This is a genomic window from Maritalea porphyrae, from assembly GCF_027213965.1.
Classification (GTDB): Bacteria; Pseudomonadota; Alphaproteobacteria; order Rhizobiales; family Devosiaceae; genus Maritalea; species Maritalea porphyrae_A.
This window is the reverse complement of sequence record NZ_JAPWGX010000002.1, coordinates 138,755-151,273: the sequence shown is the minus strand read 5'-3', so window position 1 is coordinate 151,273 and position 12,519 is coordinate 138,755. Positions and strand designations below refer to the sequence as shown.

The following is a 12,519-nucleotide window of genomic DNA, read 5'->3' as shown; positions in this document are numbered from 1 at the left end:
ATTTCATTGGCTTCAAATTGCCAATGCTCCACGTTGGTATGTTTAACAGTTTTTGCCAGAATATGCGAAGAATTCAAGCATCGTTTAAGTGGAGTTACATAATCTAGATTTAAAATCAAACGAAAAATCAATGCTTTAGAACGATTCTAAGTTTGGCGGAATTTGTTCCTAAACATGTAAACAAAATAGGGCCGACCAAATGGCCAGCCCCAAATAGAACGCCGCAGAATTGCCTTTGCGCTAAGTCGCAGTGGCGACATTTTGCATATTGTTTTTTGAGTTCTTCTTTGCTTTTCGAGGGTGTACCCGACCCGTTTCGACCCAATGCTTAAACTCATTGAGGACTTTGGGCATTGTTTGGCTTAGTCCGAACCGAACCAGCATACCCATAGGTTGGGCCCACCATTTCATCCTGATGTCCGGCAACATGGTAACGCGACATCTGGTTTCGCCTAACGGGGAAACAGACCAGCTGTTAAATGCATATGCAACGACCGGCGGGCGGCCATCAATTAGTTCGTAATCGACCTGCATATCATTGTGGTCCATTTTGGTGATATGTTCAGTTAAGGTTCTGTTGCCAATGCGGCACTCTCGGTGTGCCCCTGATTTTGCCGCGCCAATAAGGATCGAGCTATCCAATAAACTCGTCCATTTGCCTGTATCTCCAAAACCTTCACTCAGTTCGTGCCAGGCCTTTTGTGCCGGCACGTCTATGTCTTTATAAAATTTCAACTTCATGTTGCTCTCCTTGGCTAACATCAAGGATGTATGAAGCAAGGGTATAAACCCAATTCCCGGATAGGGAGGGAGCGCTATTTTTTGGCCAATTCTTCAAAAAACAATCGGGTTTTTTCATCCGTGGGGAACGTCAGCTCCACGCGAATTTCGCTTAGGGTCACTTCGTGCGCATGAGAAAACTTCATAAAGGTTGAAAATGTTGAAAGCCGTTTGTCGCCCACCAGCAATATCGGTGAGAGGACAATATCATTGCCCCCCTTAAATTGAGGGCGCACAACGTTTTTCAAATGCTCTTCCATGCGCAAGACCATCTTTTCGAGCCGTTGATTGAAACACCCCGCCAATTCAGCTCGTTGCCTGTCTAATAAACCATGTGCAACCTCCGCCCAGTTTTCGACCAGTTTTGGTGCGTCCCCCAAGGGGTTGAAGAAGGTCTCAACACGTTCTTCAGGGGTTGAGGTCAACGCTGTGGGCGCGAAGTCTTTATATCCCTTGTTTGCAAGCAGAATGTCCCCCGCACCATTCATGGCGCAACCGGGGTAGGGGTTGTGGTTCTCAAGCACCGCTTCAATCGCGGCGCGGTAGGGTTCTATTCTTTGGTCGCCAAACTGATATTCTGCTCGTGCCGCTTGAAAGCCCGCAAGCCCAAGCAACTGATTGATCTCGCGAGATGATAGCTGCAAGGCGGTTGCGAGCCGCAAAATAAGGTCACGCCCGGGACGCGATCTACCCGTTTCAACAAAAGACAAATGGCGTGGCGTTGTACCGGCGCCAGACGATAAAGCGAGCTGACTTAGTCCACGTCGTTCACGCAAAAAACGCAACAATCGTCCAAAGCCGCTTGGTTCTCTATTGGGATCACTTTTCATGAACCAAGATTAGCGTAGCGAGGAGTGAAAGCAATTCCTTATGAAGGAAGCGACACAAAAAAGGGCTGCGACACGCCGCAACCCTTTAATGTTTGATCAGGCAAAAACTATTAGGCCTGTTTGATTTCCCACTGCTCATTGGCAGGGATGTCAACGATCTTGGTGAGATCGTTTTTGTCCATGGTGAACGAACACATCATCTTGCGCTCTTTGCCCTTGAGCAAACCAAGCTTTTTGATACCCAAGGCCACGGCACATTTCGCATAGGCACCAAGGCCGTCTGTGTTGGTGGACTTTGGTTCAATTCCCATGTGGCGACGCAGGTAACCATTGGTGTAATAAACACCATATTTGCGCTGTGCTTCTGGGGTGAAAAACTCAGTGGTAATTGAAACATTGAGGCCCTCAACATTGTCAACACGGTGCGGTGCGTTCAACTCCCAAGAAAGGGCTTGCCCTGGCTCAAGCAAAACACTTTGTGCTTCCTTGTCCCAATTGGCATCATAGCCAACTTCTTCTTCAGTTTCGCGCAAGATCACGCCTTCAAGCGTTTGATCTGGCAAATGGGTCTTATTGTCCGCATCATAAAGCCAAACCCGCTTTTTGCCGCGCAGGTGCCATAAGCAAATAAACGGAATATCTGTATGGTAGAAAACCCGCGCCGTTGGCGAAGAAATAAGCAGGCTAGATTCACGCTTAAAGGTTTTAAGCTTGGGGTTGCCCTCTTCCAACTCTTCAAATGAATCATCAATCAGCTTGTGATATTCTGGAGCCACCACATCAAAACGACGCAAGCACATCCATACCTGACCATCGTGGATGGCTTTGACGATTTCTGCGCCCGTTAGGTCGCCCTTGTCGCCAGAGCGCCAAACCTTCTCTTCACCGACCTTGGTCATTGTGTTGAGCATGTAATATTCGCGTGGATATTTGTCGATCAGCTCAGCCAAAGCTTCATCTGTGAAAAATCCACTATCATTGAGTTTGTGCTGAATGCTGACTTGGCCCTTGCCAAAATTGTCCGCACCGCCCTTTTCAACCTGTGTCCAACGTCCCATCATTATCTCCTAAATTTCGGCCTAGCCCTGAATAACCTTCGAGCGCGGGTTTCCCGTCTTTCTCGTTGGCTTGATAAAGCGGTCCAAGCCGTAAATGACCGGTTAAAGGATAGCGGAAGCTGTAGGTCTGATGAGTTGTTCTTGATTTGAAGGTTAATTGTTTCAGTAAAATTTTTTGGTTAAATCGGTCTAAGTTCTTGGAAATATATGATTAACCCTGTTTTCAACTTGAAAACTGGGTGGCATTTCCAAAGCGGGGTTGCCAATAATCGGCGCCAAAACAGCAGCCGCCATGCGGTGGGCAATGCCAAAGGTAATCTTAAACCCGCCCGTACAAATGTGCAGGCCCTCATGTTCAGGAACCGGCCCAACCAATGGGTCTCGACCATAAGGCTGCATGCGCAAACTTGCCCAGCGTTCTACAACGGGGGCATTGCCAACCAAGGGGCAAATCCGACGCGCCTTTTCAATCACTTCTTCAAGTAGATGATCTGTTGTGTGCCCATCTTCAAACTCACGCTCTGACGTGCTGCCGACCGCCGTTCGCCCGTCATTGTGTACAATAAGGTAAACTCCGGCCTGATGCACCACAGGCAATTGCGGGTCTAACTTTGTGTCGAGCATGGCCGCTTGGCCTTTGATCGGGCGGCCAGACAATGATGGCACAAAGGGCTGCAGCAAATCAAAAGAGTTAAGCCCCGCCGTAACGATAATATCACGTGCAATAGTGTGCCCGCCATCAGGCATTTTTAAACTCTTGTCGGCCTGCAACTCAACGGGACTATTTTCGAAAATATCAACTTTATCGCTGATACATTTCAACAAAGCGCTGGTGACCCCGCGCGGGTTAATGCGAGCCGAAAAATTGTCGATCGTCGCGCCATGTGGCATCACCTCTTCGTGCGGCCAATTGGGGTGCGTCGGTTTTTTTACAGTACGCATTTCATAGTTGCGGTTTGGTCGTGCCCACTGAATGGCTGCCGCATCACACTTTTGCTTGGCTTCAATTTCATGCTCGGGCAGGCTGAGTGGCAAAATCCGTCCAACCCGCGCATAACCGCAATCTATGCCACTTTCAGCTTCAAGCTGTTGGGCGAACGGTTCCAAATCGATCAGGGCTTCAAACTGAAACTGTTTCTTTTCGTACCATTGAGTCGGCATATGCGGCATTAGGGCACCCAAAAGTCCGCCACTTGCGCCCGAAGCGATGGTGTTTGCCTCAAATAAGGCGATCTTTAAGCCGGCTTTTGCACCCAAGTACGCGCACCAAAGCCCAACGACACCGCCGCCGATAACCGCTAAATCATAATTTTTGCTTGCCGAAATACTCATAGTTTTGGATTGACCACATTCAATGTTCATTGACAAGACAAACCGCAAATTTTAGGTTCGCCAGTACTTCAGGTGTCCATTCGGCGATAAAGCCATTTTGAATGGGTGAAACGGGAAGTTGGTGCGGTCGACCCAATTAGGGGACCAATTCCAACACTGCCCCCGCAACGGTAGATGAGAATAGATTGGGCCAAAAAGCCACTGCGTTTTCGTGGGAAGGCGATCCAATCTGAGTTTTTGCTCACCTCATAAGTCCGGAGACCGGCCTAAAGTGAATTGGAACCGGGTATCGTGGGATGCAACAGGTTTAGGCGATCGCCCTAAAACTGTTTACCTCAAATGCCTAAAACGTAGAACGACGCTTCGCACGGGGTAAGTGCGACGGAGTTAAAGGATATATCGATTATGCATGTCGAACCAAGCATCGTAGATGGTGCAAAAATCACACTCAGCTATGCAACAGCAACCGGCGCATTGGGCTATACGGCCAAAATCGCAAGGGACATGGTGAAAAACGATGGCGCGGCTTCGCTTGCCATCCGCGCTTTGTTCAGCACCGCTTTGGTCTTCTTCTATTTTCAAGTGTTGCCACACCACCCAGTTGGTGTTTCTGAAGTCCATTTAATCATGGGCTCAACACTGTTCTTGCTGTTTGGTGCTGCACCCGCAGCCATTGGCCTTGCTGCCGGGCTTTTGTTGCAAGGTGTGCTTTTTGCGCCGATTGATCTGCCACAATACGGCATGAACGTGACATCGTTGCTCGGCCCATTGTTTGCAATGGCCCTTGTTGCACGAAAAATCATTCCCGCAAAAACGGCCTATAAAGACATTGGGTATGGTCAAGCACTTCAGCTTTCAACACTTTACCAAGGCGGCATTGTTGCTTGGGTAATGTTCTGGGCTTTTTACGGCCAAGGTTTTGGCGCTGCAAACGTGGCCAGCGTGCTCTCATTTGGCGCAGCCTATATGACCGTGGTCATTGTTGAACCGCTTGTTGATCTTGCTGTGCTTGCTTGTGTGAAAACACTTAGCGGCTTGAAAGATAGCGGCCTATTTGAAAAACGCCTGCACGCAACAGCGTAAAGGCTCTAAGTAGCCAATTTGAAAGGGCGCATCAGTTGGTGATGGCGCCCCTTTTTTTCATTGGAATGGGCCATGGGCAAAGACAATAATGTTGAATGGCACGAAAACGACATGCCATTTTCCCGTGAGTTTGGTGACCACTTCTACTCACGCAACGATGGGCGGCTTGAGTGTGATCACGTGTTCTTGCGCGGCAATAGTGTCCAAGATCGCTGGGCCAATGCTGAGCATTTTTCGATTGGCGAACTTGGCTTTGGTACCGGGCTCAATTTGTTGGAAACATGGCGGCAATGGATTGAACTGCGCCAACCCCATCAGCAGTTAACATTCACTTCGTTTGAACTTTACCCCATGGATAGTTTCGAAATTCTTCGTGCCATCACCCCTTGGCCTATGCTCACAAAGCTATGCGAAAAGCTGGTGGCAAATTGGCCTGAGATTAGCCACGGAAAAACTGTAGAAATCGATACACAAACAACATTCCAATTGATGATCGGCGATGTGCGCCAAACCTTGCCAAGCTGGGAAAATAAAGCAGATGCTTGGTTTTTGGATGGCTTTGCCCCTGCAAAAAACCCACAAATGTGGGAAGCTGAGCTGATGCAATCCCTGGCCACAAAGACCCAAACCAAAGGCACGTTCGCCACTTATACCGTAGCCGGTTGGGTGCGGCGCAATTTGCAGGCAGCCGGTTTTGAAGTGGAGAAATGCCCCGGACATGCGGGAAAACGGCAAATGATGCGCGGCGTGCTGCAATCTGGCGATTGACGTGCCCCACGCTTTAATGTCAGATCATCGGCGTGGTTCTTGTCAGCGCAGTTCGTTGACGAGATGAAAAGGGAACATGGTGCGGCGTACCCAAAAGGGACCAAAACCATGGCTGCCCCCGCAACTGTGAGCGACCAGACGGCGCTTCTTTTTGCCACTGACCTCAAATTTGGGGCCGGGAAGGCGAAGTGTCGTTGTTACGAATCGCAAGCCAGGAGACCTGCCACACCTAGAGGTTGGAACCTTTCCAACCATTGCGATTATGCACACACGGAGGGTGTTAAAAATGACTACTCAAACGACTACAATTTCTCTTTCGATTTCTCAGCGGCTTATCGCCGGGTCCCTTGCGCTGTTTCTTGGCACGTTTTTGGTGGTGGGTATCGGCTTTGCTGGTGATCAACGTATGCATAATGGTGCACACGATTCTCGCCATGCTACGGGTTTTCCCTGCCACTAGGCTTCGCTTCGGAGAGAATAATGTTTAAAAATATCTTGTTTGCGGCGGTCTTTGCGGGCCTTGCTGCTGGGCTTGTTATGTCCGGTTTTTCTTTTTGGAAAGTCGTACCTTTAATCATTCAAGCAGAACAATATGAATCTGCCGATCATGACCATCATGCCGTGCCCGCTGAAACGTCAGAAACTGAAGTTGCGCATGCTGATGATCACGACCAAGCTGTGGAAGAATCTCCTCCGGCCTGGGCACCTACAGATGGGTTTGAGCGCAATGCATATACTGTTGCAGCAAACCTGCTCGTTGGCGTTGGTTTTGCGCTTATGCTCGGTGCCATTTCAGTATTGTTCGCCATTCCATTTAACCTTCAGAACTCTTTGTTGTGGGGTCTGGCGGGGTTCATTACTTTTTCAATCGCGCCTTCATTAGGGCTAGCGCCGGAACTGCCGGGCATGCCTGCAGGTGATTTAGGCGCGCGTCAAGTGTGGTGGTGGGCCACTGTTGTGGTCACAGCAGCGGCCTTTGTTACGATGGCTAAATTTCCTGAACCTATGGTTATCGCAGGGGCAATAGTGGCTTTACTTGTGCCCCACCTTTTGGGCGCACCGCAGCCTGAAGGTCATGATGCGAGCATGGTCCCGGCGCACCTTGCTGCCAATTATGTATCAGCGGCGCACTTCATGGCCGCAGCATTTTGGCTCAGTGTGGCGCCACTCTACGCGCTTAGCCACGACTGGCTATCAAAGCAAGACCACTAGCAAAACTCTCTCGAGTTAAGGATTCTAAAATGAAATCGAAAATTCCGGCAACGGTAATCACTGGCTTTTTGGGTGCAGGAAAAACCACCCTGGTGCGCCATGTTTTGAACAACGCTAAAGGCAAACGCATTGCCCTGATCATCAATGAGTTTGGTGATGTGGGCGTGGACCGCGATGTGCTGAAGGGCTGTGGCGACGAAGCGTGTGATGAAACAGATATGGTTGAATTGGCCAACGGCTGCATTTGTTGCACGGTGGCGGAAGATTTTATCCCGACCATCACCCAACTATTGGCGCGTGATCCGCGCCCTGATCACATCGTGATTGAAACGTCCGGCTTGGCATTGCCACAACCCTTGGTGCGTGCGTTCAATTGGCCTGAAATCAAAGCCGACGTAACCGTTGATGGTGTGGTCACAGTGGCTGACGCATCTGCGTTGGCCGAAGGGCGTTTCGCATCGGATGAAGCTGCTGTCGATGCGCAACGCCAATCAGACGAAATGCTTGATCATGACACACCGATGGGTGAACTTTTCGAAGATCAGCTGGTGTGCGCAGATCTGATTTTGCTCAATAAATCTGATCTGGTTGAAGAGGCAAAATTGCAAGAAGTTGAAGCTGAGTTGCGCAAACATTTGCGCGATGGGGTCAAGCTGGTTCGCACGCAAAAAGGCGAGATCGACATGGCGGCCTTGTTGGGTATCGAGAGCGAATCTCAATTGGACATGGAAAAACGCATGTCGCACCACGAACGCCATCACGCGGCTCAAGGTGATGGCCATCATCATCACAACCACGAACATGATGATTTTGATAGTTTCTCCATTCGATTGCCTGAAGTAGCGAGCAAAAAACAATTGTCTGATGCGGTGGAAAGCGTGATCCGCAAGCACGATATTTTGCGCCTAAAAGGCTTCGTGGCGATCAAAGATGCCCCCGCACGCCTTTCGTTGCAAGCAGTTGGCCCGCGCATTGATACCTATTTTGATAAGGTGTGGGGCGCAGAAGATGAACGCGGCACCGCGCTGGTGGTTATCGGGCAAGCGCCGCTCAACCGTGATCAGATCACTCAAGAACTGCAGGCAGCGCTGGGACAGATCTAATGCATCTTCTCACCGCACAAGCAGGGGAGATACAACAAGAAGGCGAAGCGATTGACCTTGGTCAGTCGCCCGCCGATATTCTGTTTCTGTCCGCTGCCGACACTGAGCTGGCTGCGCTTGCAAATGCTGCCGATGCGCAAAAGTTTGACCAATTGCGCCTTGCCAACACCATGCGCATTAGCCACAATTTCTCGGTTGATTTGTGGATCGAGCAAACGGCCATCAACGCAAAGCTGATCGTTGTGCGCCTGCTCGGCGGGCGTGCCTATTGGACATATGGCGTGGACCAACTCACCGCCATTTGTGCCGACAATGGCATTGCGCTCGCTTTATTGCCCGGCGATGCAAATCCTGATCCAGACCTGCAAACCCGCTCGACCGTTAGCGATGATGCCTATGCTGCTTTGCATGCTTTGTTTGTGGCCGGCGGTGCGGACAATATGGCTGGAGCTCTGCACGCCATGCAGGCAATCATTGCCGGCGAGTTAGCTTTGCCAACGCCAAGGCAAACACCACGTGCAGGCATCTATCATCCGACCAAAGGTGTGCTCGCTCTTGAAGAAGTCAGTCTTGATACGGACAAACCCATCGCTCCGATTATCTTTTATCGCGCGTTGCTCGACGGCGGCAATGTGGCCCCAATCCATGCGTTAATAGATGCGCTGAACGGGGGCGGTGTTCAACCATTGCCGTTGGTCGTCGCGTCTCTTAAAGAACAACTTTGTGTTGAATTTGCGCAAGCAACATTTGCACAATTTACACCCGACGTGATCCTCAATGCCACTGGCTTCGCGCTGGGCATCAACGACCTTAGCGACGGGCAAAATCCTTTCGCCAACACGGATGCACCGATCATTCAACTGCTGCAAGGTGGGCGACCCGCCGAGGTTTGGGAAAAAGACATTCAGGGCCTTAGCGCTAAAGATTTGGCCATGCAGGTTGTCTTGCCTGAGTTGGACGGGCGTATCGGCGATATTCTGATCGCCCACAAAGCACAAAACATTTGGCACGAGCGTACACAATGCCCCTTATCCGCCAATCTACCGCATCAACCCGGCATTGATGCGGCGGCTAAGCTTGCAAGCAATTGGATTGTTTTGCGCAAAACCAAAGCAGCCGATCGCAAGGTCGGTATCGTTTTGGCCAATTACCCTATCCGCGATGGGCGCATTGCCAATGGCGTAGGCTATGACGCACCCCAATCAACTGTTGAGATTTTGAAGTTCCTCAAGCAAGCAGATTATGGATTGGGCGATTTGCCTGAAAATGGCAACGCCCTTGTGGAAGCTTTGCAATGCGGCCCCACAAATGCGCATCCGACACGCGGTGAGAGCCCGGCCAAACTATCTGTAAATGCCTATCAAGAACTATTCGCGCAATTGCCTGCAACAGTGCAAGACGAAGTCACAAAACGCTGGGGCGATCCTGCTGCTGATCCATTTGTGCGTAATGGTCTGTTTCACTTGCCCGTGCTCGATTATGGCAACGCGGTCGTGATGTTGCAGCCAGCGCGTGGCTACCATTTGGATGCTGAAGCTAGCTATCACGACCCCGACTTAGTGCCGCCACACGCTTATCTCGCTGCCTATTTATGGCTGCGCCACCAATTTGGTGCGCAAGCGATAATCCATAACGGCAAGCACGGCAATCTTGAATGGTTGCCCGGCAAAGCCAACGCGCTTAGCCCACAGTGTTACCCGCAATTGCTGTGGGGCAACTTGCCTCATTTTTATCCCTTTATCGTCAATGATCCGGGTGAGGGTACACAAGCCAAACGCCGCACTGGCGCAGTGATCATCGACCATCTGACCCCGCCACTGACGCGCGCCGAGACTTATGGTCCGTTAAAAGACCTAGAGGCGTTAGCAGACGAATATTACAATGCCGCCGGACTTGATCAACGCCGTTTGAAAGACCTTAAAACCCGCATTCTTGATCTGTGTCGTGACACGGGTTTGGATAAGGACATGGGGCTGGACGATCAACCTGACGATAGCGCACTCGTGACCATCGATACGTTTTTGTGTGAACTCAAAGAAGCGCAAGTACGCGACGGTTTGCACATATTTGGTCACGCGCCACAGGGGCGGTTAAAAACTGATCTGCTGGTTGCCCTAGCGCGTGTACCGCGCGGTGAAGAACGTGCAGAAGATAAATCCCTCATTCGCGCATTGGCAGATGATCTAGCGCTCGGTTTTGATCCCCTGTCTGCCCCAATGGGCGAACAATGGGATGGGCCAAAACCACAGATTCTAGTCGATCAAACCAACGACAACTGGCGACATATGGGCCACACCATTGAACGGCTAGAATTGCTGGCGGTAAAACTTGTTGCTGGCGAATTGGATTGCCTTGATCAGTGGTCAGCAAGCGAAGCAGTGCTGCTTGAAATCCAAAACTCGATATCATCAAAGTTGGAGCAGTCAGGGGCATTCGAGCGCACCAATTTGCTAAAAGGCTTAGACGGCAAATTTGTGTCGCCCGGCCCCTCCGGTGCGCCAACACGCGGACGGTTGGATGTGTTGCCGACAGGGCGCAACTTCTATTCGCTTGATAACCGCGCCGTGCCGACGCCCACCGCGTGGGAGTTGGGCAAAAAGTCCGCTGAAAACCTCATCACGCGCCATTTTCAGGATCATGGCACCTATCTATCGGCCATCGCATTGTCGGTGTGGGGTACATCCAACATGCGCACCGGCGGGGATGATATCGCACAAGCAATGGCCCTGATTGGCGTTAAACCGAAGTGGGATGTGGGTTCTCATAGGGTCTCGGGATATGAGATTATTCCTTTGGCCAAATTGGGTCGTCCACGAGTTGACGTAACCTTGCGCATTTCAGGTTTTTTCCGTGACGCGTTCCCCACTCAAATTGAATTGTTTGATAAGGCCATTCGCGCCATTGGCGCGCTGGATGAGCCTTCCAGCGAAAACCCTATCGCCGAGCAGATGCGCACTGATGCGTTGGCGCTGATGGACAATGGACAATCTGAAGCCGAAGCAGCCATGCAAGCAGGCTATCGCATTTTCGGCTCAAAACCGGGTGCATATGGTGCGGGCTTGCAAGGCATCATGGACAGCGGCGATTGGCAAGACATCGATGATATCGCCACCGCCTTCCTCAATTGGGGGCAATATGCCTATGGCGCCAAAGCCAAAGGCACAAAAGCCCGTGCGCAACTCATATCACGCTTGAAGTCTGTAGAAGCGATTGTGCACAATCAGGACAACCGCGAACATGACCTGCTCGACAGCGATGATTATTACCAGTTTGAAGGCGGCCTAACCGCCACCGCGACGTCGCTAACGGGACACCAACCGGTAAATTATCACAATGACCACTCGCGTCCCGAACGGCCCGTGGCAAAAACGCTGGACGAAGAAATCGCCAAGGTCATGCGCTCGCGCGTTGTCAATCCAAAATGGATTTCAGGGGTGATGCGACACGGTTACAAAGGCGCGTTCGAAATTATCGCCACCACCGATTATATGTTCGCATTCGCGGCAACAACTGGTGCAGTGAAGTCACACCATTTCGACATTGCCTTTGACGCCTTTGTGCTCAATGATGAAGTGCGTATCTTCATTCAGGAGAACAACAAATATGGCTATGATGAACTCATATCCAAGTTTCGCGAAGCAATGGAGCGCGGCTTCTGGTCGCCAAAACGCAATTCAACCTATGCCTTTTTAGATGGGAGCAATGATCAGCTATGAGCAAAAAAACCGACAACATGAGTGAAGAAGAACTCAACGAGCGCCATACTGAGAAAATGAAAAAGAAGAAGGCGGCGCGCGACAAGATCATCGCCACCAAAACCATCGAAAAAGGCCTTACCATCGTTCACACCGGAAAAGGCAAGGGTAAATCGACAGCCGCCTTCGGCATGGTCTTTCGGGCGCTTGGCAATGGCATGAAAGTCGCTGTTGTACAATTTGTCAAAGGCAAATGGGGCACTGGCGAGCGCAATGTGCTCGACAAATTCCCCGATCAAGTTTCACTTGCCACAATGGGCGAAGGCTTTACGTGGGAAACCCAAGATCGGCAGCGCGATATCGATGCGGCACGCGCCGCGTGGGAGCAAGCCAAAGAATTTATTCTGGACGACAAGCACGATATGGTCTTGTGTGATGAATTGAATATTGTCTTACGATACGACTATTTGCCCATTGAAGAGATTTTGGACGTTCTAAGGCAAAAACCAGAGATGAAACATGTGATCATCACGGGGCGTAATGCAAAAGACGAGTTGGTGGAATTTGCGGACTTGGTCACCGACATGACCCAGATAAAGCATCCCTTCCGGTCTGGCGTGAAAGCACAGGTAGGGATCGAGTTTTAAAACCATAAAGA

Annotated in this window: 11 protein-coding genes and 2 riboswitches; of the genes, 7 read left to right on the top strand and 4 right to left on the bottom strand. The window is 50.7% G+C overall.

Annotated features, from left to right (window positions below):
* Nucleotides 1–240: 240 nt before the first annotated feature.
* From O4H47_RS05585 to O4H47_RS05570, 4 genes are all read right to left on the bottom strand, one after another.
* Nucleotides 241–741 (bottom strand): SRPBCC family protein, encoded by a 501-nt coding sequence (locus O4H47_RS05585; protein WP_269392974.1) that lies wholly within the window; start codon nt 739–741, stop codon nt 241–243.
* A 74-nt stretch (nt 742–815) separates the two neighbouring features.
* Entirely contained in the window at nt 816–1,565 is a 750-nt protein-coding gene (locus O4H47_RS05580; RefSeq protein WP_269392973.1) for a helix-turn-helix domain-containing protein, read from the bottom strand.
* 155 nt (nt 1,566–1,720) lie between these two features.
* Nucleotides 1,721–2,668 (bottom strand): hypothetical protein, encoded by a 948-nt coding sequence (locus tag O4H47_RS05575; protein ID WP_269392972.1) that lies wholly within the window; start codon nt 2,666–2,668, stop codon nt 1,721–1,723.
* Between the two features lie 189 nt (nt 2,669–2,857).
* Nucleotides 2,858–4,000, bottom strand: a complete 1,143-nt coding sequence (locus O4H47_RS05570; protein ID WP_269392971.1) for an NAD(P)/FAD-dependent oxidoreductase — start codon at nt 3,998–4,000, stop codon at nt 2,858–2,860.
* Between the two features lie 53 nt (nt 4,001–4,053).
* Nucleotides 4,054–4,285, top strand: a riboswitch (cobalamin riboswitch).
* A gap of 120 nt (nt 4,286–4,405) precedes the next feature.
* Between O4H47_RS05570 and O4H47_RS05565 the strand changes: the two genes are divergently transcribed.
* From O4H47_RS05565 to cobO, 7 genes are all read left to right on the top strand, one after another.
* Entirely contained in the window at nt 4,406–5,083 is a 678-nt protein-coding gene (locus O4H47_RS05565) for an energy-coupling factor ABC transporter permease (protein ID WP_269392970.1), read from the top strand.
* A gap of 72 nt (nt 5,084–5,155) precedes the next feature.
* Complete coding sequence (gene mnmD, locus O4H47_RS05560) at nt 5,156–5,851, top strand: tRNA (5-methylaminomethyl-2-thiouridine)(34)-methyltransferase MnmD (RefSeq protein ID WP_269392969.1); 696 nt, start codon at nt 5,156–5,158, stop codon at nt 5,849–5,851.
* A gap of 16 nt (nt 5,852–5,867) precedes the next feature.
* Nucleotides 5,868–6,094: riboswitch (cobalamin riboswitch) on the top strand.
* Between the two features lie 43 nt (nt 6,095–6,137).
* Nucleotides 6,138–6,311, top strand: a complete 174-nt coding sequence (locus O4H47_RS05555; protein WP_269392968.1) for a CbtB domain-containing protein — start codon at nt 6,138–6,140, stop codon at nt 6,309–6,311.
* A gap of 20 nt (nt 6,312–6,331) precedes the next feature.
* Nucleotides 6,332–7,063 (top strand): CbtA family protein, encoded by a 732-nt coding sequence (locus O4H47_RS05550; RefSeq protein WP_269392967.1) that lies wholly within the window; start codon nt 6,332–6,334, stop codon nt 7,061–7,063.
* Nucleotides 7,064–7,092: 29 nt separating this feature from the next.
* On the top strand, nt 7,093–8,166 hold the full coding sequence (gene cobW, locus O4H47_RS05545; RefSeq protein WP_269392966.1) for a cobalamin biosynthesis protein CobW: 1,074 nt from the start codon (nt 7,093–7,095) through the stop codon (nt 8,164–8,166).
* Nucleotides 8,166–11,882 (top strand): cobaltochelatase subunit CobN, encoded by a 3,717-nt coding sequence (gene cobN, locus O4H47_RS05540; RefSeq protein ID WP_269392965.1) that lies wholly within the window; start codon nt 8,166–8,168, stop codon nt 11,880–11,882. The genes cobW and cobN overlap by 1 nt, the downstream gene beginning before the upstream one ends.
* The gene (gene cobO / locus O4H47_RS05535; RefSeq protein WP_269392964.1) at nt 11,879–12,508 is read left to right on the top strand and encodes a cob(I)yrinic acid a,c-diamide adenosyltransferase; all 630 of its coding nucleotides are present in this window, start codon (nt 11,879–11,881) and stop codon (nt 12,506–12,508) included. Before cobN ends, cobO begins: the two co-directional genes overlap by 4 nt.
* The last annotated feature ends 11 nt before the right edge of the window (nt 12,509–12,519 follow it).

Coding starts and splice junctions, on each gene's coding strand:
- cobW (WP_269392966.1), top strand. CDS start 7,093: ATGAAATCGAAAATTCCGGCAACGGTAATCACTGGCTTTTTGGGTGCA.
- mnmD (WP_269392969.1), top strand. CDS start 5,156: ATGGGCAAAGACAATAATGTTGAATGGCACGAAAACGACATGCCATTT.
- cobO (WP_269392964.1), top strand. CDS start 11,879: ATGAGCAAAAAAACCGACAACATGAGTGAAGAAGAACTCAACGAGCGC.
- O4H47_RS05575 (WP_269392972.1), bottom strand. CDS start 2,668: ATGGGACGTTGGACACAGGTTGAAAAGGGCGGTGCGGACAATTTTGGC.
- O4H47_RS05565 (WP_269392970.1), top strand. CDS start 4,406: ATGCATGTCGAACCAAGCATCGTAGATGGTGCAAAAATCACACTCAGC.
- cobN (WP_269392965.1), top strand. CDS start 8,166: ATGCATCTTCTCACCGCACAAGCAGGGGAGATACAACAAGAAGGCGAA.
- O4H47_RS05555 (WP_269392968.1), top strand. CDS start 6,138: ATGACTACTCAAACGACTACAATTTCTCTTTCGATTTCTCAGCGGCTT.
- O4H47_RS05570 (WP_269392971.1), bottom strand. CDS start 4,000: ATGAGTATTTCGGCAAGCAAAAATTATGATTTAGCGGTTATCGGCGGC.
- O4H47_RS05550 (WP_269392967.1), top strand. CDS start 6,332: ATGTTTAAAAATATCTTGTTTGCGGCGGTCTTTGCGGGCCTTGCTGCT.
- O4H47_RS05585 (WP_269392974.1), bottom strand. CDS start 741: ATGAAGTTGAAATTTTATAAAGACATAGACGTGCCGGCACAAAAGGCC.